24 protein-coding genes are annotated in these 24,521 nt (G+C 67.6%); 12 read left to right on the forward strand and 12 right to left on the reverse strand.

Going from position 1 to position 24,521, the window contains the following annotated elements; translation table 11 throughout:
- Positions 1-177: 177 nt before the first annotated feature.
- The 3 genes from V7Q39_RS05275 to V7Q39_RS05285 all read right to left on the reverse strand — a co-directional run bounded on the left by V7Q39_RS05275 (position 178) and on the right by V7Q39_RS05285 (position 3,829).
- Positions 178-1,089, reverse strand: coding sequence for a hypothetical protein (locus V7Q39_RS05275; RefSeq protein WP_333815521.1), 912 nt, complete (start codon positions 1,087-1,089; stop codon positions 178-180).
- Positions 1,090-1,091: 2 nt separating this feature from the next.
- Positions 1,092-3,002 (reverse strand): alpha/beta hydrolase, encoded by a 1,911-nt coding sequence (locus V7Q39_RS05280; RefSeq protein WP_333815522.1) that lies wholly within the window; start codon positions 3,000-3,002, stop codon positions 1,092-1,094.
- Between the two features lie 83 nt (positions 3,003-3,085).
- Positions 3,086-3,829: an SDR family NAD(P)-dependent oxidoreductase gene (locus tag V7Q39_RS05285; RefSeq protein WP_333815523.1), complete on the reverse strand. Its 744-nt coding sequence runs from the start codon at positions 3,827-3,829 to the stop codon at positions 3,086-3,088.
- Between the two features lie 119 nt (positions 3,830-3,948).
- On the opposite strand from V7Q39_RS05285, the gene V7Q39_RS05290 reads away from it, so the two are divergent.
- On the forward strand, positions 3,949-5,040 hold the full coding sequence (locus V7Q39_RS05290; RefSeq protein WP_333815524.1) for an alpha/beta hydrolase: 1,092 nt from the start codon (positions 3,949-3,951) through the stop codon (positions 5,038-5,040).
- A gap of 100 nt (positions 5,041-5,140) precedes the next feature.
- Here the strand turns inward: V7Q39_RS05290 and V7Q39_RS05295 are convergent, their stop codons facing one another.
- The 3 genes from V7Q39_RS05295 to V7Q39_RS05305 are packed head-to-tail and all read right to left on the reverse strand — an operon-like array spanning position 5,141 to position 7,420.
- Positions 5,141-5,725 (reverse strand): Smr/MutS family protein, encoded by a 585-nt coding sequence (locus tag V7Q39_RS05295; RefSeq protein WP_333815525.1) that lies wholly within the window; start codon positions 5,723-5,725, stop codon positions 5,141-5,143.
- Positions 5,726-5,729: 4 nt separating this feature from the next.
- A complete protein-coding gene (gene mltA / locus V7Q39_RS05300; RefSeq protein WP_333815526.1) occupies positions 5,730-6,752 on the reverse strand; it encodes a murein transglycosylase A in 1,023 nt (340 codons plus the stop codon).
- A gap of 8 nt (positions 6,753-6,760) precedes the next feature.
- Entirely contained in the window at positions 6,761-7,420 is a 660-nt protein-coding gene (locus tag V7Q39_RS05305) for a Tim44/TimA family putative adaptor protein (protein ID WP_333815527.1), read from the reverse strand.
- A gap of 113 nt (positions 7,421-7,533) precedes the next feature.
- Between V7Q39_RS05305 and V7Q39_RS05310 the strand changes: the two genes are divergently transcribed.
- The 4 genes from V7Q39_RS05310 to V7Q39_RS05325 all read left to right on the forward strand — a co-directional run bounded on the left by V7Q39_RS05310 (position 7,534) and on the right by V7Q39_RS05325 (position 11,887).
- A complete protein-coding gene (locus V7Q39_RS05310) occupies positions 7,534-7,962 on the forward strand; it encodes an FxsA family protein (RefSeq protein ID WP_333815528.1) in 429 nt (142 codons plus the stop codon).
- Positions 7,963-8,053: 91 nt separating this feature from the next.
- Positions 8,054-9,262 (forward strand): glucose-1-phosphate adenylyltransferase family protein, encoded by a 1,209-nt coding sequence (locus V7Q39_RS05315; protein WP_333815529.1) that lies wholly within the window; start codon positions 8,054-8,056, stop codon positions 9,260-9,262.
- Complete coding sequence (gene glgX, locus V7Q39_RS05320) at positions 9,259-11,301, forward strand: glycogen debranching protein GlgX (protein ID WP_333815530.1); 2,043 nt, start codon at positions 9,259-9,261, stop codon at positions 11,299-11,301. The genes V7Q39_RS05315 and glgX overlap by 4 nt, the downstream gene beginning before the upstream one ends.
- A 67-nt stretch (positions 11,302-11,368) precedes the next feature.
- Positions 11,369-11,887, forward strand: coding sequence for a pyridoxamine 5'-phosphate oxidase family protein (locus V7Q39_RS05325; RefSeq protein WP_333815531.1), 519 nt, complete (start codon positions 11,369-11,371; stop codon positions 11,885-11,887).
- On the opposite strand, the gene V7Q39_RS05330 is transcribed toward V7Q39_RS05325, so the two are convergent.
- Positions 11,884-13,734 (reverse strand): AI-2E family transporter, encoded by a 1,851-nt coding sequence (locus V7Q39_RS05330; RefSeq protein WP_333815532.1) that lies wholly within the window; start codon positions 13,732-13,734, stop codon positions 11,884-11,886. The two genes, V7Q39_RS05325 and V7Q39_RS05330, sit on opposite strands and share 4 nt — an antisense overlap.
- A 145-nt stretch (positions 13,735-13,879) precedes the next feature.
- Here V7Q39_RS05330 and V7Q39_RS05335 point away from each other — a divergent pair, with 145 nt between their 5' ends.
- Positions 13,880-14,353, forward strand: coding sequence for a hypothetical protein (locus tag V7Q39_RS05335; RefSeq protein ID WP_333815533.1), 474 nt, complete (start codon positions 13,880-13,882; stop codon positions 14,351-14,353).
- 97 nt (positions 14,354-14,450) lie between these two features.
- Here the strand turns inward: V7Q39_RS05335 and V7Q39_RS05340 are convergent, their stop codons facing one another.
- Complete coding sequence (locus V7Q39_RS05340) at positions 14,451-14,612, reverse strand: DUF1328 domain-containing protein (protein ID WP_333815534.1); 162 nt, start codon at positions 14,610-14,612, stop codon at positions 14,451-14,453.
- A 235-nt stretch (positions 14,613-14,847) separates the two neighbouring features.
- Between V7Q39_RS05340 and V7Q39_RS05345 the strand changes: the two genes are divergently transcribed.
- From V7Q39_RS05345 to V7Q39_RS05355, 3 genes are read left to right on the forward strand one after another with little or no spacing between them, the layout of a single operon-like run.
- Positions 14,848-15,489 carry a hypothetical protein gene (locus V7Q39_RS05345; protein WP_333815535.1) on the forward strand — a complete coding sequence of 214 codons (642 nt, stop codon included), beginning with the start codon at positions 14,848-14,850 and terminating at the stop codon, positions 15,487-15,489.
- Positions 15,489-15,911, forward strand: coding sequence for a phage holin family protein (locus V7Q39_RS05350; protein ID WP_333815536.1), 423 nt, complete (start codon positions 15,489-15,491; stop codon positions 15,909-15,911). Before V7Q39_RS05345 ends, V7Q39_RS05350 begins: the two co-directional genes overlap by 1 nt.
- The gene (locus V7Q39_RS05355) at positions 15,904-16,806 is read left to right on the forward strand and encodes a hypothetical protein (protein ID WP_333815537.1); all 903 of its coding nucleotides are present in this window, start codon (positions 15,904-15,906) and stop codon (positions 16,804-16,806) included. Before V7Q39_RS05350 ends, V7Q39_RS05355 begins: the two co-directional genes overlap by 8 nt.
- A 49-nt stretch (positions 16,807-16,855) precedes the next feature.
- On the opposite strand, the gene V7Q39_RS05360 is transcribed toward V7Q39_RS05355, so the two are convergent.
- The 3 genes from V7Q39_RS05360 to V7Q39_RS05370 form a co-directional block, all read right to left on the reverse strand.
- Entirely contained in the window at positions 16,856-18,490 is a 1,635-nt protein-coding gene (locus V7Q39_RS05360) for a sensor histidine kinase (protein ID WP_333815538.1), read from the reverse strand.
- A 62-nt stretch (positions 18,491-18,552) separates the two neighbouring features.
- A complete protein-coding gene (locus tag V7Q39_RS05365; RefSeq protein WP_333815539.1) occupies positions 18,553-19,137 on the reverse strand; it encodes an RNA polymerase sigma factor in 585 nt (194 codons plus the stop codon).
- A complete protein-coding gene (locus V7Q39_RS05370) occupies positions 19,134-19,310 on the reverse strand; it encodes a NepR family anti-sigma factor (RefSeq protein WP_333815540.1) in 177 nt (58 codons plus the stop codon). The genes V7Q39_RS05365 and V7Q39_RS05370 overlap by 4 nt, the downstream gene beginning before the upstream one ends.
- Before the next feature lie 157 nt (positions 19,311-19,467).
- On the opposite strand from V7Q39_RS05370, the gene V7Q39_RS05375 reads away from it, so the two are divergent.
- The 3 genes from V7Q39_RS05375 (at position 19,468) to V7Q39_RS05385 (ending at position 22,864) form a co-directional block, all read left to right on the forward strand.
- Positions 19,468-20,277 (forward strand): response regulator, encoded by an 810-nt coding sequence (locus V7Q39_RS05375; protein ID WP_333815541.1) that lies wholly within the window; start codon positions 19,468-19,470, stop codon positions 20,275-20,277.
- A gap of 10 nt (positions 20,278-20,287) precedes the next feature.
- The gene (locus V7Q39_RS05380) at positions 20,288-21,877 is read left to right on the forward strand and encodes a phospholipase D family protein (protein WP_333815542.1); all 1,590 of its coding nucleotides are present in this window, start codon (positions 20,288-20,290) and stop codon (positions 21,875-21,877) included.
- A gap of 111 nt (positions 21,878-21,988) precedes the next feature.
- Positions 21,989-22,864 carry a PRC-barrel domain-containing protein gene (locus V7Q39_RS05385; RefSeq protein WP_333815543.1) on the forward strand — a complete coding sequence of 292 codons (876 nt, stop codon included), beginning with the start codon at positions 21,989-21,991 and terminating at the stop codon, positions 22,862-22,864.
- A 36-nt stretch (positions 22,865-22,900) separates the two neighbouring features.
- On the opposite strand, the gene V7Q39_RS05390 is transcribed toward V7Q39_RS05385, so the two are convergent.
- Entirely contained in the window at positions 22,901-24,502 is a 1,602-nt protein-coding gene (locus V7Q39_RS05390) for a CHASE domain-containing protein (protein WP_333815544.1), read from the reverse strand.
- Positions 24,503-24,521: the final 19 nt, after the last annotated feature.

A 24,521-nucleotide genomic window follows, 5' to 3' on the forward strand; every position in this document is an offset into this window, starting at 1 on the left:
AGGAGGATGCCGGCGCCTATGACCAGAAGGATGCGGAAGGGTTCATCCGGCTGAATGCGCTGCGGCTGCGGTTGATCGCCAGCCGGAATGCGAGGGTGGCGAAATAGGCTGCCCACGCGTGGGCAGCTTTTCAGGTCAAGTAAAATCAAGGTGTTAAGCGTGGGCCTTTACCTTCGCTTAACCTTTTGAAGCCGCCGTTTCCTCGGCCTGGATCAGGGCTTGCGCCAGGGTGAGCGGGATCGTCAGGTCCTGCATGGCCTGCTGCACTTCGGCGAAAAGACGGTCCTCGGCGGGCAACAGGCCACCGAGCCGGAACAGGTTGCGGCTGTGGCTGAGGGCGACGTGCATTTCCACCCCGTTCGAGGTGGCGGCATAAAGCTCGGCCCCCGGACCGAGGCGGCCTTCAAGGCTGGTGAGGATGTCGATCACGGCAGAGAGGGCGGGCGGTTCCGGCCCCTCCGCCCAGGAAGTCCAGATGCCGTAGGTGCGGCCGCCCGCGACCAGATTGCGGAGGTGGCGCAACCCGTCGGTCGAAAGGTCGCCGCCGAAGAAGATGCCGGGGCGGGTCTTGTCCTCGCGGGCGATGAAGAAGGCGGGCATGGCGGTGCGATTAGGGAACTGTGCCACGATGCCCTTGAACAGGGTCTTCGAGTTCTTGCCGCCGGTTTCGACCGTCACCTCGGCAAGCTGGATCGCATGGGCGCCGAGCGTGCCGTGGATGTGATCTTCGCCCCCGCGAAGGCCTGCAGGGAGAAGGCGCTTGGGCAGGGCCTTGACGAAGGCCTTGGCGTCCTTGGCGTAGCCAAGGCCGATGGAGCGGGCCAGGATCGGCATGACCAGCCGCTCTTGCGCGCGGATCATCCATTTCCAGGCCATGACCGCCGCGAAGACGCCTGCCCCCGCCGCAAAGAAGGCGAGTTTCCAGCGGTCCCGGCTTTCCATCTGGGCGTTCAGGATCAGGACCAGCAGGACGCCCGAGACGACAATGGAGACGACGATCAGGCCGAGCGCGATCAGGCCCTGGCGACGAAGTTCCGGCATCAGGGCGCGGACGGCTTCGGCGACATCAGGGGGCGCGGGCGCGGTCATGGCTAGGGTCCGTTGCGAGGCAGGGCGGCGGGCTGGCCGTTCCAGGTGCCGGTCAGGCTGTAGGCCTCATCCGCCGTACGGTGGAGGTAGGTGACATCGCCCTGCACCGCGCCGGTGAAGCCGAGGGTAAGGGTCAGGCCGTCCTCGGGTGCGTCCATCGACAGTTCCACCCCGGTGCCGCCGAAGCCGAGGTCCGGCCAGAAGTGGCAATCGGCGAAGGCGAAGTCGGTGCCCTGATCTGTAGGCGTGGCCGTCAGGGTGCCGCCGAAGGGGCAGCCGAAGCTGGCGGGATGTTCGCCGTTCCAGCCCGCGAGCGGGATGTAGTTCATAAGCTCGGTCTCTACCGCGCGGGCCACGGCAAAGGGGTCTGCCAGCTGGGCCGGGTCGGTCAGGGTAAGCGGGGTATAGTCGCCGACCGGGTCCTGTTCGCACAACTGCTCGTGGGCGGCGGGCAGGGTGCCGTCATAGAGGAGCGCCTCGACGATCGTGTCGGGGCAGGCGAAGCCCCGGCCCCAGATGACATGCGGGCCTCCGGCCATGAAGACGCCATAGGCGTTCTTCGCGTTGTCGAGGACCGACCAGGCCATCGTGATAGGGGTGATCGGGTCACGGTCGCCGTTCAGGACGAGGGTCGGAAAATCGCCCCCGGCATAGGGCGCGGGGCGGGTGTCGGGGCCCTGCTGCGGCCAGTAGGTGCAGGCGATGCGTTCCAGGAAATAGGAGCGGATCAGGCGAGGCGCCTCGGGTGCAAGGGCGTTCGCCTCGTCGAGGATGCGCCGGGCGCTTTCGTCGGCGGTGCCTTCGCCGCTGCCGTAGTCGCTGCAGGTGATGGCGTAGTAGGCGGCGCCGAACCAGCCGGAATCCTCCATGCCGATTTCGGATTCCGGGTCGATATACATATTGGAATAGCCAAGCTGCAGCATGGGCACGAGATTGCCGCGCCCGGCAGCGGCAAGCGTGCGCAGGAACTCGGCCCGGCCCTCGGAAGAGTAGAGGGCGTTGAAGGCGGTCGCTTCGAGAAGCCCGGCGGTGAGCTGGCGCTGGGCGGTGCTGCCGTCGGCGAGGATGTAGGGGACCGTCACCGGGGCGGCGGCGAGGCGTGCGGCGAGATCGTCATAGACCTGTGCGGCATCGCCGGGAATGTCGGTCTTGCAGGCGGGAATGGTGGGGCAGAGGGCGAAGGTTTCGGCAAGGAGTTGCTCGGCGGCAAGCGTGTAGCGGCGGTAGAACTGCTCGGAGGTGAGCGTGAGGTCGACCACACCGTCGACGATCACGCCCCTGACGGCGGTGGGAAACTGCGTCGCATAGGCCTGGACCAGCTGGGTGCCGTAGCTTTCGCCGTAGAGCCAGACCTTCGGCGCGCCGATCTTCTGGCGGAACAGCTCGGAGTCGCGGATGGCCTGGTCGGTGTTCACGACGGCGAGGAGAGCGTCGGCGTCAAGCTCTGCGGTGCAATCGGCGACATAGGTTTTCGCCGTGGCGAGAATGGCCTCGGGGTCGGTGAGCGGCGCGGGGGCGATGTCGAAGGTTGCCTGCGCCTTCGGGCAGGCAAGACCGTGGACCGGGCCGGTGCCGCGCTGGTCGACGAAGACGATGTCGATATTCTCGGTCAGCGAGGGGTCGAAGGAGGCGAGATAGCTGTCGGCCGAGGCGAGGCCGGAGCCGCCGGGACCGCCGACGAAATAGAAAAGGATGCCCTTGCTTTCGCTGCTGGCGAAGGAGAGGGCGAAGGTGATGTCCAGCGTCTGCGCGGGATCGTTGGCGCGGTGGTCGAGCGGCACGGCAAGGGTGGTGCAGGACAGGCTGGAAAGCTCGCAGGGGAAAAGGTCGAGGCCGGAAGTGGCGTCCTGCAGCGAGGGATCGGCGAACGCCGGGCTGGCGAGAAGGCCGAGGGCGAGGAAAGCGGGGCGCATGGGGGCCTTTCGGGGCAAGGGCTTGGCGGATGCAGGCGCGGGAATCTGTGTAGATACATGTAACTACAGGTTGTAGATACGCGTCAGGGCAGAGGGGGCAGCCCGGACGCGGCGCGCAGTTCGGGGTTGCGGACGTCGAGCTCCTGCCCGGCAAGGGGATCGGCGGCGGGCGTGCAGAGCCAGGCGATGGCGCGGGCGGGCTCTGACGCGGGGGCGAGGCTTTCGCGGGGCAGCTTGGAGACCGGGTTGATGCCCGAGGCGCGGATGGCAACCTGCATGTCGGTGTCGACGACGCCGGGGGCGAAGCCGAAGATGCGGATGCCCTGGGCGCCATATTCCAGATGGATCGAGCGGGTCAGCATGGCGAGCCCGGCCTTGCCGGCACAGTAGGCCGACCAGCCCTCCTGTGGCCGATGGGCCGCGCCGGAGGAGATGTTGACGATGGTGCCGCCGCCCCGCGCAACCATGTGGGCCAATACGCGTTGGGTGGCGTGGAAGGCGGAGGTGAGGTTGATGTCGATGCTTGTCGCCCAGTCTTCTGCCGGGATGTCGAGGATGCGGCCGATGGGGGCGATGACGGCGGCGTTGTTCACCAGGATGTCGAAGCCCTGGTCGAGAAGCGTCGCCATGGCGATGCGGTCGGTCATGTTGGCAAGGTGGCCGGTGGCCTGCGTCTCGCCCAGGTCGCGCCGGGCGGCGGTGAGGTTTGGCGCACTGCGGGCGGTGAAGTGGACCTCGGCCCCCGCCTCGGCGAGTGCGCGGACGGTGGCAAGCCCGATGCCGCGGTTGCCGCCGGTGACGAGGGCGGTCTTGCCGGTGAGTTTCATTCGCGGCTCCTTCCGTGATCGGGAAAGGGTAGCTGCGGCGGGGGTTCGCTGTCCACCGGGAAGGGCGGGTTGACGCCGCCCGGCGGGCGGGTGAGGGTCGGGTGAAAGGGGAGATGCCGGTGCGCAAGCTTTTGATGGTTCTGCTGCTGGGGGCTTGCGCGGCGCGGGGGGATTTCACCATGGCGCCTGCCGGGCTGTCGGGGGGCGTGCCGGAGACGATCTTCGTCGGCACGACGCGGATGAAGGACGGCGAGGTCTATGCCTTCGGCCGGTCGGGCGAGCCGGCCTTCCTGCGCTATGACATCGCGATCCCGCCGGACCGGGAACCGGGCAAGGTGAACTGGCCGCCGAAAAGCCGCAAGCCGGACGGGAAGCGCGACTTCCTGACGCTGGACCAGCGGAGCTTCGGCTCGGCGGACGAGTTCAGCGCGGCGCTGCGGGCGGCGATGAAGCTGAGGGGGCAAAAGGACGCGGTAGTCTATGTCCACGGCTTCAACAACACCATGGCCGAGGGGGTCTATCGGGTGGCGCAGATGCACCATGACCTGGAGGTGCCGGGAGTGGCGGTGCACTACGCCTGGCCCTCGCGCGGGTCGGCGCTGGGCTATGTCTATGACCGCGATTCGGTGCTGTTCGGGCGGTCGGGTTTCGTCACCCTGCTGGACGAGGTCGAGGATGCCGAGGCGCGGGACATCATCATCATCGCGCATTCGATGGGCGCCTTCCTGACGATGGAGGGCCTGCGGCAGATGGTGCTGAAAGACGGGCCCCATGCGCTGGATCATATCAAGGGCGTGGTGCTGATCGCGCCGGACCTGGACCTGGACGTGTTCCGGGCGCAGGCGCGCGATATCGGCAAACTGCCGCAGCCCTTCGTGATCTTCGGAAGCTCGCGCGACCGGATCCTGAACATCTCGGCGACGCTGTCGGGCACGGGGGACCGGCTGGGCAACATCAACAGCGTGGAAAAGATCGCCGACCTGAACGTGATCTACCTGGATACGGCGGCCTATACCACCGGAGCGGGACACCTGAACCTGGGCGAGAACCCGGCGCTGTTGAAGCTGTTCGGCGGGCTGGTGGGGATTGCGGACGCCTTCACCGCCGATGCCCGGGCGCGGGTGGGCCTTCTGCCGGGGCTGGTGCTGACGGTGCGGAACGCGACCGAGATCGTCCTGAAACCGGTGGGGGCGATCGCGGAGGGGCAGTAGCGGTCGACCTGCTGCATCGGTCGCCGGGGGTTTCACACCCCCGGACCCCCGTGGAGTATTTCCCAAGGAGCAAGGCGAATTTTAGTTTAATTGTATTGGTTTAGCGCTTGCGGAGATAGACGTAGTAGGCGCCGCCGCCGCCATGTTTCAGGTGCGCCTCGGTGACTTGCAGGACCGCCGGGCCGAGGGGCGACAGGTGGAGCCAGTGCGGAACCTGGTGGCGCAGCGCGCCGACGCGCTGGGGGATCGGGCCGGTATCCTCGCGCCGCTTGCCCTTGCCGGTGATCACCAGCACCAGCCGCAACCCGGAGGACTGGGCGTTGAGGATGAAGCGGATCAGTTCGGGATGCGCCTCGGCCAAGGTCATCCCGTGCAGGTCGATCCGGGCTTCGGGCTGCAGCTTGCCGCGGGTCATCCTGGCATGGGTGCCCGCGTCCATCCTGAGGGGGACCTGAGCGACCAGATCGGACAGGCCGGGCGCGAGGTCATGCTTTTCGGGCTTGCGATGCTTTTCGCCCAGCAGGAAGGGCGACAGGCGTGGCCGGGCATGGGCGAGCGGCGGCGGCTCCGGGGCGGGCGCGGGTTCGGGCAGGTGGATCGGGGGACTGTGCAGGGGCCGCGCGGTGCGGGCAACGGAGCGCCAGAGGTCCGCCTCCTCGGGCGAGAGGGAGCGGCGGCGGCGCATCGGGTCAGTCGCTTTCCAGCATCGCGAAGGCGCGGTCGATGGGCAGGAGCAGCACCATGCGGCCGCGGTCCTTGACCGTGCCTGCGGCATCTCCTGCCCCGGCGCCGGTGCCGTAGAAGATGTCAGCGCGCTGCATTCCCTTGATCGCACCGCCGGTATCCTGCGCCACCATCAGGCTGCGGATCGGGCGCTTGCCGTCCTTCTCGATCCAGACCGGCGCGCCGAGGGGGGTGAACTTCGGGTCGATGGCGATGGAGCGCAACGTGGTGATCGAGCGGCCCATCGCGCCGATGGGCCCGTCTTCCGTCTTCAGCGTGCCGATCTTGCGGAAGAAGACATAGGAGGGATTGGTGTCGAGGAGGTCGCGGCCTGAGCCGGGGTTGGTGCGGACATAGTTGGCGATTTCCGGGGCGGAGACCTGATCCAGCGTATGGGTGCCGCGGCGGATCATCTCCTGCCCGACGGAGCGGTAGGCATGGCCGTTCTTCCCGGCATAGCCGACGCGGATCACCGTGCCGTCGGTCATGCGGATGCGGCCCGAGCCCTGCACTTGCAGGAAGTAGACATCGACCGGATCGTCGAGCCAGGCGAGTTCGAGACCGCGTCCGGCGATGGCCCCGCCTTCGATGGCGGCGCGGCTGTGATAGACCATGCCTTCCTGCAACTCGGGCGGGCGGCGGTAGATCGGATACTGGAAGCGGCCGCCGCGGGTGGCGGAGCCGTTCAGTTCGGGCTCGAAATAGCCGGTGAAGAGGGCGGGAGGGGCGCCCACGACAACGGGCTTGAAGAAAAGCTCGAAGAAGCTGCGGGCCGAGGCCTCGTCCTTCGGCACATCGGCGGCCAGGGCGCAGATCGGCTGCCAGTCGGGCGCGTCGATCAGGTCGCAGGTGTTCAGGAAGCTTTGCAACGCGGCGACATGGTTGTCGTCGCGCCAGCCGTCGAGCGCTTCGAAATCAAGGACTTCGGCGGGAAGCGGGGCGGCCATCAGGGCCGCCGCGGTGGCAAGGAAAGCGAGCGCCGGCCGCATCCCAAAGGTCAGTCGCCGGTGGCGACAAGCTGCCAGTTCGGGTCGTCCGACCCCATCTGGCGGGCGAAGGTCCAGATGTCGCGCGTCTTCTTCACTTCGCGCGGCGAGCCTTCGACGATCTCTCCGGCCTTGTTGCGCACGACATAGGTCTGGTCGGCCACGAAGCGGACGGCAATTTCGCCGAAGCGGCTTTCAGGAGTGAAGGTGGCATCCTGAAGGGCAAGCTCCTTGATGCCGAGGAAGCTGGCCTCGACCGTCAGCCCGCCGCTTTCGCGCTGGGCGATGGCCTCGGCGAAGCTGGCTTCGACATCGTCGGAAAGGAAGGGACGGATGCGGTCAAGCTCGCCCTTCTCGAAGGCCATCAGGATCATCTCGTAGGCGCCGCGCGCGCCTTGCAGGAAGGGGCCGACGGCAAAGCCGGGTTCGGCCTTCTTCATCTCGGCCAGGGCGCGGGCGGCGTCGGAGCCTTCGGGCACATGGTCGGTGATGTCGCGGTCCGGCCCGCCCTCGATCACCTCGAAGTCGCGGCGGAGGCGGGGGCGGACCTCGTCCAGCGGGATCGGCGGTTTCTCGAAACCGTCACGGGTGCCGAGGACCGAGCGCAGCTTGAGGATCAGGAAGATCGCGATCCCGGCAAGGACGAGGAGCTGGATCAGGGACCCGTTCATGGATGACCTCTGGACTGGGTGGTTCCGTTTGAATTGGCACGGCTTGCCCCTATGTAGGGTGGGGTCGCGGCGAAGTCTACCACGCGGCGGCAAGGAACGGGGGAAGAGCGGCGATGTGGATCGTGTTGGGACTGCTGGCGCTGCCGCTGATCGAGATCGGGCTGTTCGTCACGCTGGGGGCGAAGCTGGGCCTGTGGCTGACGCTGGCCTGGGTGCTGCTGAGCGGGGTGCTGGGGGTGCTGCTGTTGAAAGGCACGGCGCTGGCAAGCCGCGAGACCCTGCAGCGGGGGTTCCGCGAGGGGCTGCACGACCCGCTGTCGCCCTTGGCGCACCGGGCGCTGGTGGGGGTGGCGGCGGTGCTTCTGATCCTGCCGGGATTCTTCACCGACGCGCTGGGGCTGATCCTGCTGCTGCCGCCGGTCCGGGCCTTGATCATCAGGGGCGTGGCGGGTCGGATGCGGGGGATGACGGTGATCCATCGGGGGGCGGAGTTCGGCGACGAACCCTATGAGCATCGCAGCTTCGACGATCGGCTGAACTGAGCGCATTGACCCATTCGTGATGGGAACTTCCGCGGCGTTCGGGTGTTGATGGAGGCACATCCAGAAGACCCCCCAGCGAAGCGAGGTTGCCGTGTCCGACACACCCGAACTGACCGATATCGTCGCGATCGTCCTGGCCGGCGGGCAGGGAACCCGGCTGCACGAGTTGACCGGGCGGGAGTGCAAGCCCGCGCTGCCCTTCGCGCGGTTCCATCGGATCGTGGACTTCACCATGGCCTCGCTGGCGCGGTCGGGGGTGGGCCGGGTGATCGTGGGCACGCAGTATCGGCCCTCGACGCTGACGACGCATCTGCAGAAGGTCTGGGCCCCGCTCTGGGGCGACAGGCTGGAGCTGCGGGATGGGCAGGCGGCCCGCGAGGGGCGCGGCTATGCCGGGACGGCGGATGTGCTGCGGGCCAATGCGGCGCAGCTGGATGCGATGGGGGCCAAGGAGCTGCTGGTCGTGGCGGCGGACCATGTCTATTCGATGGACTACCGGCATTTCGTGGAGGCGCACCGGGAGTCGGGCGCCGCCCTGACGCTGGCGGCGATGCCGGTCCCGCGGGAAGAGGCGGGGCGGTTCGGCATCGTCACCGAGGGGCCGGGGCACCGGATCGCGGGTTTTGCCGAGAAGCCCACACAGCCGGCGGCGATCTTCGGCGATCCCAAGCGGTCGCTGGCGTCGCTGGGGATCTATGTGATCGACTGGGCCTGGCTGCGCGAATTGCTGAACGATCCGGCCGTGCTGGACTTCGGCGAGGACGTGATCCCGCGGGCGGTGCAGGCGGGTGATGCGGCGGTCTGGCGCTGGGACGGCTATTGGCGCGACGTGGGGACGCTGGATGGGTTGCGGCAAAGCTGGCTCGACTTCGAGGCGGGCCCGCCGCCGTGCCGGAGGCCCTTCGTGCCGGGGATGCAGATGGAGGCCCTGGGCCGTGCCCCGCGCGAGCCATTTCAGGCCAGCCTGAACCTGGGCGGTTTGCGGCTGATGTCGCCGCTTGTCGGCAGCGAGGACCCCAGCCGGTGGACGGCGCTGGACCGCTCGGTGCTGATGCCGGGGGCGCGGGTCTCGCCGGGGGTACGGCTGTCGAACGTGATCGTCGCGCCGGGGACGGTGGTGCCGCACGGGTTGCAGATCGGCGACGACCCCGAGGAGGACCGGCGCTGGTTCCGCGTCTCGGGCGAGACCACTCTGGTCACCTCGGCGATGCTGGCGCGGCGCGGAGCGCTCAGGACTCCGGTGTTCCAGCTCTTGTCCGGCAGGGCGGGCCAGAGCCGGAAAGCGCAGGGGGTGCAATGATCCAGGACAGCCAGCCCACGCCGGGCTTCGATGCCACCAAAGGCCGTCCCGACATGATCGGGGCGGTCTTTGATGGTGAAGGCACCAATTTCGCCCTGTTCTCCGAAAACGCGACGCGGGTGGAGCTGTGCCTTTACGACGCCGAGGGCAAGGCCGAGACCGCGAGGCTGGAGCTGCCCGAGATACAGGGCGGCATCTGGTTCGGCTATCTGCCGGGGGTGCGGCCCGGCCAGGTCTACGGCTACCGGGTGCACGGTCCCTGGGAGCCAGAGGCGGGGCACCGTTTCAATCCCGCGAAGCTGCTTCTTGACCCCTATGCGCGGGAGTTGCGCGGGGAGCTGACCTGGGACCCGGCAGTCTTCGGCCATACGGGGGACGATCTGACACGGGACGACCGCGACTCGGCGCCCTTCGTGCCGAAGGCGGTGGTCGAGGACCCTGAGTTCGACTGGGACGCCGAGGAGGCGCTGCGGCACCGCTGGGAAGACACGCTGATCTGGGAGGCGCACCCGAAGGGCGCGACGATGCGGCATCCCGGCGTGCGCGAGTCGGACCGGGGGCATCTGGGGGGGCTCGCCTCGGAGGCGGTGATCAAGCATCTGCGGCGGATCGGGGTGACGGCGGTTGAACTGCTGCCGATGCACGGGTTCCTGCATGACCAGTTCCTGCTGGACAAGGGGCTGAAGAATTACTGGGGCTACAACACCCTGTCCTTCTTCGCGCCGCACCGGGCCTATCTGAACACTGGCCGGATCGAAGAAGTGAAATCGGTGGTGCAGAAGCTGCACCGGGCGGGGATCGAGGTGATCCTGGACGTGGTCTACAACCACACGGCCGAAGGTTCGGAACTGGGCCCGACGCTGTCGTTCCGTGGTATCGACAATGCCAGCTACTATCTGCTGGCCGAGAACAAGCGGCACTGTTTCGACACCACGGGCTGCGGCAATACACTGAACGTGGCGCATCCGATGGTGATGCGGATGGTGATCGACAGTCTGCGCTACTGGGTGCAGGTCGTCCATGTCGACGGGTTCCGCTTCGATCTTGCCTCGACCCTTGGCCGCGATGCGGCGGGGTTCGAGCGCGACGGGAACTTCTTCGCCGCGATCCGGCAGGACCCGGTGCTGGCGCAGGTCAAGCTGATCGCCGAGCCCTGGGATATCGGTGCAGGCGGCTATCAGGTGGGGGGATTTCCCTTTCCCTTCCGCGAATGGAACGACAAGGCGCGGGATGACATGCGGGCTTTCTGGCGTCGCGATCCGGGCCTGCGGGGCGAGCTGGCGCAGCGGCTTTTGGGCTCTCCGGTGCAGTTCGACCATTCGCAGCGGCCGGCGACCTCTAGCATAAATTTCCTCGCGGCGCATGACGGGTTCACCCTGCGCGACGTGGTCAGCTACGACCACAAGCACAACGAGGCGAACGGCGAGGGCAACCGCGACGGCAGCGACAACAACCTGAGCCACAACCTTGGGGTCGAGGGGCCGACAGAGGACCCGGGCACTCTGGAGGCACGGCACCGGCGGTCGAAGGCCATGCTGGCGACGCTGCTCCTGTCGCAGGGGGTGCCGATGCTGCTGGCGGGCGACGAGTTCGGCCAGAGCCAGGGCGGCAACAACAACACCTATGCCCAGGACAGCGAGATCGCCTGGCTGGACTGGGCAAAGGCCGACCAGCGGCTGATTGCAGCGGTATCCGCGCTGGCGGCGTTCCGGCGCGAGGTGGGACTGGCGGATTCGCGCTTTGCGAAGGGGCCGGGCGAGGGCGAGGGGCCGGAGGTCAGCTGGTGGCAATCCGGCGCACCGATGGGCGATGCCGACTGGGATGCCGACGGGCCGCTGGGGCTGCGCTATCATCGGTCCGAGGCCGATCTGCTGATCGTGCTGAACGCGGGGGATGATGCGGAATTCGTGCTGCCCGAGGGAAGCTGGCGTCGCCGCTTGGATACCGCGCGCGATCCTATCGTCTGCGATCTTATCGAGGACAGCACTGCGCCGCTGGCCTGGCAGTCCGTGACCGTCTGGCAGGCGGTGGCGGGCTGAGCCCCGGAACCCGGGGGCCGATGGGGCGTTGGACTTAGGACAACCCCCTTTCCAAATGGAGACTGAAATGGCCCTGGTCAGCGATCACGAGAACACGCAGAACCCGCCGAAGCTGGAGCCGATCCCGGCCGAGCGGGTCTGGGAGATGCTGAAGGCGATCGACATCGCAATGCTGGTGACTCAGGGCAGCGAAGGCCCGCGCGGGCGCCCCATGTCGACGATTCCCACGCCGGAGAAGGGCGTGATCTACATCCTGACGGAAAGCGACAGTTCGGCGGCGCGGGACATTCGTGTCGATGGCCGGGTGTTCCTGAGCTATCAGGGCAAGGGCGACCATGTGGCGCTGGTGGGCGAGGCCACGGTGGATGCGGACAAGGGCCTGGTGAAGGACCTTTGGAACCCCGGTGCCGAGGCGTTCTGGCCGCGCGGCGCCGAGGCGCATGACGTGGTGACGCTGGTGATCGACCCCGGCCGCGCCGATGTCTGGGATGGCCCGGGACTGTTGCGCGGGCTGGCCGAGATCGTGGCGGGCGCAGTCAAGGGCAAGAGCCCCGACCTTGGCACCCGTGGGGCGGCGGAGCTCTAGGCCGCCGCCGCCGCGGGCTTCTGGAAGGCTTCGGCAAAGAGCTGCTCCATCCCCAAGGCCAGGAAATCGGCCGCGCCCTTCCGACGGGGCGCGGCCGTTTCCGTGGTCAAGGTGGGCCAAAGCGCCAGTCCGAGACGCACGTCGGCCATGCGGCGGCGGAACTGGCGCAACTGCAACTCGGCCGCGGGGGACGGCGTGTCGTCGAGCGAGACCATAACCACGGTTTCCGGCTTGAAGCCGCCCAGCCCGCGCGGAAGTGCGGTGCGCAGGGGAAGCGCCTGGACCTCGGCCCCTTCGGCGCGCAGCGCCTGGGCGACCATCTGCGCGGCGGCCTCGTCCAGCCGGGTCTGCGCGCCGAGCACGACGATCTTGCGACCAAGCCCGTCGAGCCGCCCGTTGGTGATGAGCGAGGCGCCCTCCTCGGGCTCGGCGGCTTCGGAGCCGAGGGCAAGCTCGTCCTCGACCACGGTCGACAGTTCTTCGGTCAGCACCCAGGCGGCATGGGCGATGCGCTGGGTCTGCTGGTCCGACAGGAGGCCCGCCTGATGGTCGGCCTGGGCAAGGACCAGCGCCGGGATCGCCGTCCTGTCGTAATAGTCGGCAAGGTAGTTCTGCGCGGTGGTGGAGGCGGCGGCCTCGGTGAATTCGAACGAGCGGCCGACGAGCAGGCGGTCGTAGAGGCGTGCGGAATCGGCCAGCACGGGCTGGTCGCCGAACATGATCGGGAAGAGACGCAGGCTGGGGACGTGGTGGCCGATGACCACCAGGCACACGGTCAGCGGCGTGGCGATGATCAGCCCCATCGGCCCCCAGAGCCAGGTCCAGAACATCGCCGAGATGATCACGGCCAGCGGCGAGACTCCGGTGCGCTGGCCGTAGAACCAGGGCTCGATGATGTTCGAGGTGGTGAACTCGACCACGGCGAAGAGGACACCGGTCCAGATCACCAGCGACCAGTCGGGCGAGACGGCAAAGGCCATCAGCAAGGGCAGGATCGCCGAGATCGCCGAGCCGATATAGGGCACGAAACGCATCACCAGGGTGACGAGGCCGAAGAACAGCGCGTTCGGCACCCCGATCAGCCAGAGGCCCAGCCAGATCGGGACGGCATAGATCACGTTCACGACCAGCTGGGCGAGAAGGTAGGTCGAGACGCGGGACCCGGCTTCGGCCAGCAGGCGCGAGGTGGCGAGGATGTTCGACCCGCCGATCAGCTGCACCAGCCGGTCGCGCAGGGTGGCGCGCTCCAGAAGCGCGAAGATCACCACGACGAAGATCAGACCGAAGATGCCGACGGGCGCGAGGGCGGGCAGGATGACGCCGTTCAGCCAGTCCATCACTCCGGTGTGCTCGACCACCTCGACCTTCATGGTCTGGCTTCCGGCATCCGGTCCGGCGGATTCGGCCTCGAGCCGTTCGGAGATGTTCTCGACCATGCCCTGCAGGTGGGCCACGAACTTGTTGCCGGTGCCCGCGTCGAGCAGGGTGTCGATCTTGTCCAGCACGTTCCCCTGGTACTGCGGCAGGTTCACCCCGATCTGGGAGATCTGGTAGGCGAGGATCAGCACGAAGGCGGCGACCAGCGCGCCGGCGGAGATCACGGTGAGGATCACGGCCGGCATGTCGCGCAGGCCCCGGCGGCGCAGGACATTGACGAGGGGGGTCAGGACGAAGGCGATCAGCATCCCCAGCGCGAGCGGCAGGAACAGGTCCTTGGCGATGTAGAGAATGGCGCAGACGGTGGTGATGGTGGCAAGCGTGGTCAGTGTGACGATGGAATGGCCGCTTTCGACCGGAGCTGTCAGCCGGTCCTGCCGCTGGGCTGCGGCCTCGTCGATGTCTGCCATGATGTCCCCCGTTTGCGCTTTTCAGCAAACGTGCGGATCGGGGAACCGGTTCCCTCCGGGCGCGCGGGGAACCGCAGGCAGCGCGCGGGCGTTGGTCAGGGCGCATCCCGGGGTCCGGGATCACCTGTCTTTTGGGGGTATCGCCATGACCGACCGCAAGCTTGTCCTGTTGAATGATCTGGCGCTGCAAGTGAGGCCCGAGGCGGTAAAGCCGGACAGCGCGGCGCGGGTCTTCGTCGCGGGCAGCAATCTGGTGCGGATGACGCTCGCCGAGCTTGCCCTGCCCGGCGCCGAGATGATCTGGGCCGATTTCCGCCATAGCGCCTCGCTTGGTGCATTGCATGGCGCGGTGCAGGCTGCGGGCGGGCTGGACCGGCTGGTCCTGGCGGTGGACGGCGACCATGGCGAGGCGGTGTTTTCCACCATGTGCGCGGTGCTGACGCTGCTGCCGTCGCTTCGGCGACGTCAGGCTTCGGAGATCGAGCTGATCTGCCTGCCCGGCAAGGCCGCGACGTCGCTGGTGCAGTTCGTCGACCGCCTGACGCCGCAGCTGGCCGGTCGCGGGGTGGCTGTCGCGCTGGAAATCCTGTCCGAGCCGGTGGACCCGAGTCCGGTCTGAGGGCTGCCATCTTCCCAATAAAAATGGGCTGCAACCGGTGTTGCAGCCCAGTGCAAGGGAAGGCGGCAGGGAAGGACCGCTTCCTTGGGGACGGAGGTCAGCGTGTCAGCGCACCGCGCAGGAGCGACACGAGGAACAGGATCAGGAAGATGACGAACAGGATCTGGGCGATCCCGGCAGAGGTCCCGGCGATGCCGCCGAAGCCCAGGACGCCGGCGATGATCGCGATGATGAGGAAAGTGACAGCCCAGCCAAGCATGGGTTTTCTCCTTTGCTTCAGGCGCCCCGGAAGGCGCTGCGAATGGTGATCTGGGGCTGCAACGCCGGGATACGGGAGCCGGTTCCCGCTTCAGCGAAAATTGTCGGCCTGCGATTGATGACCTAGGGGCATTGCAGGGAACCGGAGTGCGCATGCGCGCATTGTATGGGCGAGGAAGACGACCCGGCCCCTGGACCGCCGTCTTCGGTGCCATCTCGATTGTGGGAGAACTGCGATGAATGCGAGCTACAAGAACGCTGCGAAGGATATCGAACAGTCCGTCACCTCGGCGGCGGAAAATCTGGGCGACAAGGTCCGTGAGGGCGGCAAGGCTGCAATGCAGGCGGCAGGAGACGCGACCACGGCGGCGAAACGCACCGCGTCGGACATGATGGAAGGCGCGCGCGACATGGTCGATGACGCCAAGGATGCTGCGAGCGACGCGCTGGCCGAGGGTCAGTCGCGGCTGGGCGGCGTGATCCGGAAAGCGACGGACACGGCGGCTGACGCGAAGGACGCGATCGTCGCCGGTGCGGGGTCGGCGCTGGAGACGGTGCGCGACGTGGCGGTGGAAAAAGCCGACGCGGCGAGGGAATCCCTGTCTGATGTCGGCGAGCGGCTGGCCGCGACCCTGAAAGGCGCATCGGCCGACAGCGATGACGACGCGCTGAAATCGCGCGTGCTGTCGTCGGTGGCGCAGGGGCTGACCACGGCGTCGGATGCCTTGCGGCAGCGCTCGGTGACGGACCTGACCGAGGACTTGAAGGTGCTGGCGCGGAAGCATCCGGGTGCCTTCATGGTGGCGGCGGCCGTCGCGGGCTTTGCGGTGGCACGTTTCATGCGGTCGTCGAGCCAGCGTCAGGAGCCGCGGGTCTGATGGCCCCGCATCCTGAGGATGGGGCGGCGGGGATCATGTCCCTGCTCTCCGACATATCCGCCGGGATCGGGCGTCTGGTGCAGGGCGAGTTCCGGCTGGCCCGCGCCGAGGCGACGGAGGGTCTGAAGGCCGCCGGGTCCGGTCTGGCCAAGATCGCTGTTGCAGCGGTTGTGGGGCTGGTCGGGCTGAACGTGCTGGCCGGGGCGGCGGTGGCCGCTCTGGCGGTCGCGGGGCTTGGCCCGGTCTGGGCGGCGCTGGTGGTGGGCCTGGTTCTCTGCCTGGTGGCCCTGGGTCTGGCAATGGCCGGACGTGCGGCTTTGCGGTTGCGCGGGATCTGGCCGGATCGCGCCTTGCGCGGCCTGCGTCGGGATGCCGAGGCGGTGCAGCAGGGCCTGACGGAAACGGGAGTGCGACATGGCTGATTTCGAGAAGCATGAGATCGAGCGGGACCTGGAACGAGACCGCATGGCGCTGGCGCAGTCGCTGGTGGCGCTGCGTGACCGGTTGCGCCCGGCGAATCTGATGACCGAAGGCAAGGAGGCGCTGATGGCGCAGGCCTCGCCGATGCTGTCGCGGCTGGATGGCGCGGTCCGCGCGCATCCGATGATGACGGCGGTGGCAGGGGTGGCTCTGGCCGCCGTGGTCTTCGGGCGCAGGAACGGGCCGGATACCGAGGCGGCCGGCGCGATCCCGGCGATGGCGGGCACGAAGTTCGAGGCGCTGACCCGCTGGGAGGACGAGGGCGGCCCGCCCGCGCCCGAGCCGGTGGACCCGGAGGAGGACTGGCTGAACGAGGCGCGCGGCTTGCGCGAGAAGGCCCGCAAGATGCTTGGCCAGATCGACGACGCGGCCCGACGTGGGCTGGCCCCCGCGGCCCAACTGGCGAAGCACCGGGCCGAAGTGATGGCAGCGCTGGCGGTCGAGACCAAGGCGGCGCTTGGCAAGGGGCTCGGCTCGCTGTCGGGCGCGGCCCGCGACCAGGCCTTGCAGGCGCGGGAGCGAATCTATCTTGGTCGCATCGCGATGGCCGAAAAAGGGCGCGTGGCCGTGGAAGGCAATCCGCTGGCCGTGGGCGCGGCTTTGGCGCTGGCGGGGGCTGCGGTGGCCTGGCTCTTCCCGCAGACCGAGGCCGAGGACCGGCTTCTGGGCGAGACACGGGACCAGCTGACCGCCGATCTGAAGGCGATGGCCCGGCGGGAAGCGACCAAGGCAAGCGCCTTCGGCTCGACCCTGAAGGAGGCGCTGAAGACCGACCTGAAGCACGCCAGCCAGCTTTTCACACCGGATGAGCCGATGGTACGGCCGGTGCGTCACTGAGACGACATCACGGGCGAAAGCGAACCGGCCCTTCCCGGGGCCGGTTTTTTCATGCCGTCTTGGGACGCGGGAAGACCAGTTCGACCGATGCGCGGTCGCCGTCGATGCGGATGCTGACCGTCCCGAAAAGCTGTGCCGCGAACTGACGCAACATGCGCTGGGGCAATGCCAGCAGGCCATCGGTGGTGTCGGGTTGCAGCTGGGGGACCGCCGGACCCTCGATCCTGAGCCGGATGGTGTCGTCGGATTCCGACAAGTCCACGGTCACCGCGTCGCGGCCGAGGTTGGGCTTGGAGAAGTAGCAGCCCACCGCCTCGGCCAAAGCCAGGGCCAGGGGGACGGCGGCCTGCGCCTCCATCCGTATCGGCTGCAGCCGCTTGGAGGCGACGCCCAGCGCGACGCCGTGGATTTCCTTGAGCCGCTTGACCACGTTCGACAGCACGGCATCCATCGACACGTCGCGCTGGCCGGAGAGGGCGTAGAGGCTGGTGTGGGTCGAGGACAGGGCGATCACCCGGTTGATCAGCCCGTCCAGCACGGCGCGAAGCCGCGTGTCCGTCGTCTCGCGCCGATACATCCGCATGATCGAGGCGATGATCTGCAGGCTGTTGCCGCTGCGATGGTTGACCTCGCGGATCAGCACGTCCTTGTCGACCAGAAGGTTCTGCAGCTCGGCCTCTTCCTGCTCGATGGTGCGGATCAGTCCCTCATAGGCGGCGTGCAGGCGCTGGATCTCGTCCGGGGCGCCGGAGAGATCGGGGATCCGGAGGCGCTGCTTGGTCGAGACATAGTTGGTCATCGAGCGCGACAGGGCGCGGACATGGCGCACGACGAGGCGGCTGGAAGCGAAGGCGGCGGCGACGAGCGCGGCGATCCAGGTGAGCAACGGCAGGAGGTATGGGGTGAAGGCGCTGGCCTGATCCCAGGCGCTGCTGGCGCTGCGCCGCCAGATCGAAAGGAGGTAGAGGTCGCTGGTGACGCCGACCACCGAAAGGATGTGCCGCCCGCCGGGGTCGTCGACATAGGTGGGGTGGTCGGCAAGCCGGGTCAGGTCCGCAAGGTCGACGGAGGCCGGGATAACCTCGGAGGGCGGCGTGTCGGGATCGGATGAAAGAAGCAGCGTCCCGTCGGCCAGAAAGGTTGCAAGGTAAGAGGGCCGCCAGAGGGTGAGAGTATCGGAATAGTCGCGGGGCGCGACGGCACTGTAGGACAGCGAGATGACGGCGATGCCAGCCTGGGCGCCGGACCGGTCGAAGACGGGGTGGCTGACGCCGACGATCGCAGTGCCCGAGACCGGACCATGCGGATTGTAGGTAATCTTGGGCGTCGGCGTTTCGATCAGCGCCTGGAACCGCGGTTCATCCTTGAAATCGTAGACGCGGCCATTGGACGAGCAGGTCATCAATCCCGAGAGAGGGATATAGGCGACGAGCGTCGCCTGCGGGATTTCCCGGCCCAGGGCCGTCACCCGCTCCACGCAATCGCGGCCGGGCGAGGGCGCATCCGACAGCACGGTGGCCAGCACACGAGCCGAGATCTGCGCCTCCTTGATCACGTCGATTTGGGTGCGTACCGCCTGAAGCGCCGCTCCCCCGACGCCCGCAAGCGTGGTGGCATCGACCTGGGCGAGCGAGTTTCTCGCCTGGACCACCGAAAGCACCCCGAGCGGCATCAGTGCCAGCATGAGGGTGGAGCCCAGCCGAACCCCAAGGCTGCTGGCGGACAGGCGGGACCTGGCCCTGCGGATCAAAATCCGCTTGCGGTCGACCGAAGCACGACCGCCTGAGTTGCTCCGTCCGTTCCCGAGAACATGTCCTCTCCATCCTCCAGATGCAAAAGCTCGGCCAGGCGCTTGCGGGCCCGGCTGGCGCGGCTTTTGACCGTGCCGATGGCGACACCCATCATGCCAGCCGCCTCTTCGCAGGAAAAGCCCGAAGCGCCGACCAGGATCAGGACTTCGCGATGTTCGGGGCTGAGCGCATCGAACGCCTTCTGGAATTCCTGCATCGCGAGGCGACCGTCATGGGCGGGTTTCACGGACAGGGTCGCGGCGTGGAACCCGTCGCTGTCCTGCACCTCGCGCCGGGTCTTGCGCAGCGAGGAGTAGAAGGTGTTGCGCAGGATCGTGAACAGCCAGGCGTCGAGGTTGGTCGCCGGATCGAATTTTTCAATGTTGGACCAGGCCTTCAGGATCGTGTCCTGCACCAGATCGTCGGCACGGCTCACGTCGCGCGCCAGGCTGATCGCGAAGGCCCTGAGCTTGGGGATCGCGCCGGCCAGACGGTCGCGCGGATCGCCGTGAGCCTGGCTTTTCTGGGTCCTGCCCTTCATTGCGCGTCGTCCGAACCAGACCCTTCCCTGGCCTTGAGCTGCGCCAGAAGGTCGCGAAACCGATCCGGCAGCTCTTCGTTCAGGGCTGCAGCGTAGACGCGCTTCAGGTTTTCATCGATCTGCTCGCGGATCGCCTGCCTCTTTGGGGCATCCTCTTCGTTTTCTTTCTTCATGGTCTTTCCGTTCCCACAAACTTGCCGGTAAACTCGTTCGTTAAGGTATGGTTCCAGCGATGCCACCCGTCGCGAAGATTTTTCTAGCGCGCAGGGAACCGAACGCAACGGACAGCGTTTGGTTCCCGGAATCAAGACGATAACAGAGAGGACCCTCATGCTCGCTCAGGAAGCGGTCGACCAGTCGGCGACGGTTGCGCGCCATCTGCCCTATCTTCGCCGCTATGCCCGTGCCTTGACCGGCAACCAGACCAGCGGGGACCAGTATGCGGTGGCGGTGCTGGAGACGATCATCACCGATCCCGCAATGCTGCGCGCCCATGCGAACCCGAAGGTGGCGCTGTTCTCGGTGTTCCATTCGATCTGGTCGACCTCGGGCGCCCCGGTGGCCGAGGCCGACGACATGATTTCCGGCGCGGCGCAGGCCCATATGGCTGGCCTGACGCTGAATTCGCGCGAGGCATTGCTGTTGAACACCGTCGAAGGCTTCGACCATGACGAAGTGGCGGCGATCATGGGTGTGGAAGTCGACGAGGCGAAGCACCTGATCGACGTCGCGGTGCAGGAGATGGAGCGGTCGGTCCGCGGCTCGGTACTGGTGATCGAGGACGAGGCGATCATCGCGATGGATATCGCGGCCATCGTCGAAGGGATGGGGCACCGGGTCACGGCGAATGCCCGGACCCATGCCGAGGCGGTGGACATGGCGGCTGCCGAGCAGCCCGACCTGATCCTGGCCGATATCCAGCTTGCCGACAATTCCTCGGGCGTGGACGCGGTGAACGACATTCTGGCGCAGTTCGGCGCGATCCCGGTGATCTTCATCACCGCCTTCCCCGAGCGCCTGCTGACCGGCGAGCGCCCGGAGCCTGCCTTCCTGATCAACAAGCCCTATACCGAGGAACAGGTGCGGTCCGCGGTCAGCCAGGCGATGTTCTTCTCGTCAACCGAGACGCTGAAAGCCTGAGGAGACCCGGATGGGGGCGGCGGTGGCACAGCTGGCGCTTGTCCCCGAAGCACCGCCGCAGGTCGAGGTGCTGGTCACGGCGGCCGAGGCCTATCCGGTGCTGGAGCGGGCGTTCCTGGCGGCCAGGGGCGAGATCGTTGCCGGGTTCCGGGTCTTCGACCTGAAGACGAAGCTGCGCTCTCCCGAGGCGCTGGCCATCGGGCAGCGGTGGTTCGATCTGGTGATCCACACCCTGCGCCGCGGCGTGGCGATCCGGATCGTGCTGTCGGACTTCGACCCGGTGGCGCGGCCCCGGCTGCACCGGGCCACCTGGCGGACCGTGCGGATGTTCTGGGCGGCAGCAGAGCTGGCTGGACCGGGGGCGCGGCTGACAGTCGTGCCCTCGACGCATTCGGCGGTGGCGGGCATCTGGCCCCGGCTTCTGTTCTGGCCGGTGGTGCAGTCGCGGCTGATCCGCGTCTCGGGCTGGCTGCGCCGCCAGTTCGATGCGCAACGGATGGCGGCCCTGCGCGAGATGCCGGGGGTCCGTGGCATGCTGGCAGCGAAGGATGCGCTGCCCCGGCCCCGCCTTTTCGCGGTGCCGCCGCTGTTTCCGGCGACCCACCACCAGAAGCTGGCAGTTTTCGATGGAGAGGCCGTCTATATCGGCGGGCTGGATCTGGACGAGCGCTTCTACGACACGCCGGAGCATCGTCTGCCGGGGCATGAGACCTGGCATGACGTGCAGCTGATGATCCGGGGGCCGGTCGCGGCGGACGCCCGGGCGCATCTGGCGGAGTTCCTGGGGACCATCGCGGGTGAGATCGAGGCCGGTCCTCCCGCGCCGGAGCGGGACGGGTTGCGCTTCGTGCGCACCCTGTCGCGGCGGCGAAAGCGGGGGGCCTGGCGCTTCATCTCTCCGGAACCGGCGGTGCATGAGATCGAGTCGGCCCATGCCGAATGGATCCAGCGGGCAGAGGGGCTGATCTACATCGAGACGCAGTATTTCCGTAACCGGCGAATGGCGCGACGGCTGGCCAGAGCGGCACGGGAGAAGCCGGGTTTGCGGATGATTTTGATCCTGCCCGCGGCCCCGGACGACGTGGCCTTCGAAGGGGCGACCGGGCTGGACGCGCGGCTGGGCGAGTTCCTACAGGCGAAATGCCTGCGCATTCTGCGACGGGGATTCGGGCGGCGGCTCTTCGTCGGCGGGGCAGCGCAACCGCGGCGCACCAGCGTCCGGGGGCGGGCGCAGCTGAAGGGCGCACCGCTGGTCTATATCCATGCCAAGGTCAGCATCTTCGACGACCGGGCGGCCATCGTCTCGTCGGCCAACCTGAACGGCCGGTCGCTGCGCTGGGACACCGAGGCCGGGGTTGTGCTGACCGACGCTCGCGACGTGGCAGGGTTGCGGCAGCGGCTTATGGCGCATTGGCTGCCAAAGGGCGCGGGCGCGGATTTCTTCGATCCGGAGCGCGCGCTGAAGGCCTGGTGGGGGCTGGCGGCGCGGAACGCAAGGCTGCCCCCGGAACAGCGCCGGGGTTTCCTTCTGCCCTACAACCTGCGCTTGGCGGAAGATTTCGGGCGGGCATTCCCCCTGGTTCCGGACGAAATGGTCTGATCGGACCGGCGGCTGGAACAATTTCCGCAACCTCTTGTTGTCAGGCCACAGGCGGCGTCGAGCAGATGTCGCATCACCCCTATGGCAACACAGGAGACTCTCGTGAAAACCATGTATCTTACCACCGCCCTGGTGGCCTGCCTTGCGCTGCCCGCGATGGCTCAGACCACCGCTTCCCCGTTCCAGACCGAGGCAGCGGGGCCGTCGATCTCGGCGTCGGACGTCATTGGCGCGCGGGTTTACGTCAGTGAGGCCGCCGTCGATGCCGATGCCTACAATGGCGTCCAGGAGGGCTGGAACGACGTTGGCGAAGTGAACGACATCATTCTGGGCCGCGATGGCACAGTGGATGCCGTGCTGGTGGATATCGGCGGGTTCCTGGGCATGGGCGAACGGCAGGTCGCGGTGGACATGTCGGCGCTGAAGATCGTGCAGGACGACGCGACGGATGCCGACGACTGGTTCCTGGTCCTGCAGACCGATCGGGCAACGCTGGAAGGCGCACCGCCCTATGTGGTCCCGGGTATGGCCACGACGGGCGCGGCGACGAACACTGATGCTGCCGCGACGGAGACCGCGGCGACGGATACCGCGGCGGCTCCGGCGGCGGATGGCTCCACCACCGCCACGGCCACGGATACCACCGCGACCGATATGGCCACCGCCCCTGCCGCCGGCAGCATGGCGCTGCCCGAAGGCTATACGGCGGTAGAGCGGACCGGCCTGACCGCCGAGACGTTGACCGGGGCGAGCGTGCATGATGCCAGCGACCGCTCGATCGCCGAGGTGCAGGATCTGGTACTGACCTCGGATGGTCAGGTCACCGATGTGGTGCTGGACGTCGGCGGCTTCCTCGGGATCGGCGCGAAGCGGGTCGCCATCCCGCTGGATCGGCTGACGGTGGCGAAGGACGACGGAGGAGCGGTGCGGCTCTGGGTCAATATGACCAAGGAAGAGCTGCAGGCGCTGCCTGACTACGCGAAGTAAGCTTGAGGGACTGGCCCGCGCGACGGTGCGGGCCAGTTATCTTTGCAGCGGGAAGCTGATGCGGATGTGCAGGCGGCCGGGCGCGAAATCCCGCTCGATGCTGCCGGAAAGTTCGCCGCGAAGGCTGGCCTCGATCAGCCGGGAGCCGAAGCCCGGCGGGTTCCCCGGCACGGCGGCAGCCTCGGGGATGGTTTCGATCCAGTCGATCCGGACCAGGCCCTGCGCAGCGGTCCAGCTGACCCGAAGGTGACCAGCCTCGGTCGAGAGGCCGCCGTATTTCATCGCATTCGTCACCAGCTCATGCGCGACCAGTGCGAAGGCCTGGGCCTGGCGTTCGTCGAGCGTGACCGGCGGGCCGTCCAGCATGGCGGCGATTTCGTCCGGGTTGCGCGCTTGTCCAAGCTCTTTCAGCAGGATGTGGCGCAGGTCGGCTTCGGCGGCGGCGGTTCCAGCGAGGATTTCCTGCACCGCCGCCATCGCCTGCAGGCGCGCATCGAAGGCCGTGGTGAACGCCTTTACATCGGTCGCGCCGCGGGCGCTTTGCCGGGCGATCGACTGGATGCGGGCGATGTGGTTCTTGATCCGGTGCTTCATCTCTTGCAGCGTCAGCGCGCGATACTCTGCCTGGCGCGAGGCGGCGACCGCCAGCTCGCGTGCCTGGAACGCCTCGGCCTGCCGGGCTGCGACGGCGTAAGCGGCGGCGGCGGCGAACAAAAGCGAGAGCAGGCCGAGGAGCAGGCTGTCGAGAAGGCTTCGGTCGTCCGCGCTGCCTGGGTCAGCCTGAAGCTCGAATTGCCATTCCCGGCCGAGAAGCGCCACGCGGCGGGTCAGGTGCAATGTGGCGGAGTGGTCGGTGATGCTGTCGAAAAGCGGCATTTCGGGTGCACCGGTATCAACCACCCGCAGCGAGACCGAGGGCGGGGCACCCGCCGCCAGTGCTGCCCGGATCAGATCCCCGCCGCGAAACGGGGCGTAAACGAAGCCCGCGACGGGCGGCGCGCCGGTTCCGGCCGACCGGTCGATGGCCTTAAAAGGAAGATAGACCAGGAAGCCGGTCTGCTTGTCCTCGGTAATCTCCTGCACAAGCGCGACAGGGCCGCTCATCTGCGCTTCGCCGCTGGCGATGGCCTGGTCCATCGCCAACCGTCGGGTGTCGTCGACATACATGTCGAAGCCCAGAGCTGCCCTGTTCCGGTCGTTCGTCGGCTCCAGAAGGACGATTGGGGCGGTCCAGGGCTGCGACGTGCCGGGGTGGATAGTTACGTCGAAACCATAGAGCCGGCGGATATCGGCCTCGGCCAGGCCGCGGTCGTCTCGCGCCAGCATCCGGGCGAAGCCTATGCCCTGCACGCCCGAGAGGTCGCCGGTGATATCGACCGACTCGAGGAAACGCTGGAACTCGGCGCGCGACAGGCCACCCTGCGACGCCGACAGAAGGCCCCGCGCGGCGCGCAGGACGACGACATGCTGTTCCAGCCGGGACATCACGCGGTCGACGGCAAGGTCGGCGGCGCGCTCGAACTCGGCCTGCAGGCGTCGCTCGCTTGAGACATGCATGGCCCAGGTCATAGCCAGCCCGGGGATGAGCGCCAGCATGAAGACGAGCTTCGGCAGATGCCGATCGATCAGCCTGCGCATCGATGCCGCCAGCCGAAAG

Source organism: Tabrizicola sp. (assembly GCF_036781545.1).
Lineage (GTDB): Bacteria > Pseudomonadota > Alphaproteobacteria > Rhodobacterales > Rhodobacteraceae > Tabrizicola.

Bases quoted from the DNA above. Each gene is read 5' to 3' on its own strand.
- V7Q39_RS05275 (WP_333815521.1), bottom strand. From the start codon at position 1,089: ATGACCGCGCCCGCGCCCCCTGATGTCGCCGAAGCCGTCCGCGCCCTG.
- V7Q39_RS05280 (WP_333815522.1), bottom strand. From the start codon at position 3,002: ATGCGCCCCGCTTTCCTCGCCCTCGGCCTTCTCGCCAGCCCGGCGTTC.
- V7Q39_RS05285 (WP_333815523.1), bottom strand. From the start codon at position 3,829: ATGAAACTCACCGGCAAGACCGCCCTCGTCACCGGCGGCAACCGCGGC.
- V7Q39_RS05295 (WP_333815525.1), bottom strand. From the start codon at position 5,725: ATGCGCCGCCGCCGCTCCCTCTCGCCCGAGGAGGCGGACCTCTGGCGC.
- mltA (WP_333815526.1), bottom strand. From the start codon at position 6,752: ATGCGGCCGGCGCTCGCTTTCCTTGCCACCGCGGCGGCCCTGATGGCC.
- V7Q39_RS05305 (WP_333815527.1), bottom strand. From the start codon at position 7,420: ATGAACGGGTCCCTGATCCAGCTCCTCGTCCTTGCCGGGATCGCGATC.
- V7Q39_RS05310 (WP_333815528.1), top strand. From the start codon at position 7,534: ATGTGGATCGTGTTGGGACTGCTGGCGCTGCCGCTGATCGAGATCGGG.
- glgX (WP_333815530.1), top strand. From the start codon at position 9,259: ATGATCCAGGACAGCCAGCCCACGCCGGGCTTCGATGCCACCAAAGGC.
- V7Q39_RS05325 (WP_333815531.1), top strand. From the start codon at position 11,369: ATGGCCCTGGTCAGCGATCACGAGAACACGCAGAACCCGCCGAAGCTG.
- V7Q39_RS05330 (WP_333815532.1), bottom strand. From the start codon at position 13,734: ATGGCAGACATCGACGAGGCCGCAGCCCAGCGGCAGGACCGGCTGACA.
- V7Q39_RS05335 (WP_333815533.1), top strand. From the start codon at position 13,880: ATGACCGACCGCAAGCTTGTCCTGTTGAATGATCTGGCGCTGCAAGTG.
- V7Q39_RS05340 (WP_333815534.1), bottom strand. From the start codon at position 14,612: ATGCTTGGCTGGGCTGTCACTTTCCTCATCATCGCGATCATCGCCGGC.
- V7Q39_RS05345 (WP_333815535.1), top strand. From the start codon at position 14,848: ATGAATGCGAGCTACAAGAACGCTGCGAAGGATATCGAACAGTCCGTC.
- V7Q39_RS05350 (WP_333815536.1), top strand. From the start codon at position 15,489: ATGGCCCCGCATCCTGAGGATGGGGCGGCGGGGATCATGTCCCTGCTC.
- V7Q39_RS05355 (WP_333815537.1), top strand. From the start codon at position 15,904: ATGGCTGATTTCGAGAAGCATGAGATCGAGCGGGACCTGGAACGAGAC.
- V7Q39_RS05360 (WP_333815538.1), bottom strand. From the start codon at position 18,490: ATGCTGGCACTGATGCCGCTCGGGGTGCTTTCGGTGGTCCAGGCGAGA.
- V7Q39_RS05365 (WP_333815539.1), bottom strand. From the start codon at position 19,137: ATGAAGGGCAGGACCCAGAAAAGCCAGGCTCACGGCGATCCGCGCGAC.
- V7Q39_RS05370 (WP_333815540.1), bottom strand. From the start codon at position 19,310: ATGAAGAAAGAAAACGAAGAGGATGCCCCAAAGAGGCAGGCGATCCGC.
- V7Q39_RS05375 (WP_333815541.1), top strand. From the start codon at position 19,468: ATGCTCGCTCAGGAAGCGGTCGACCAGTCGGCGACGGTTGCGCGCCAT.
- V7Q39_RS05380 (WP_333815542.1), top strand. From the start codon at position 20,288: ATGGGGGCGGCGGTGGCACAGCTGGCGCTTGTCCCCGAAGCACCGCCG.
- V7Q39_RS05385 (WP_333815543.1), top strand. From the start codon at position 21,989: ATGTATCTTACCACCGCCCTGGTGGCCTGCCTTGCGCTGCCCGCGATG.
- V7Q39_RS05390 (WP_333815544.1), bottom strand. From the start codon at position 24,502: ATGCGCAGGCTGATCGATCGGCATCTGCCGAAGCTCGTCTTCATGCTG.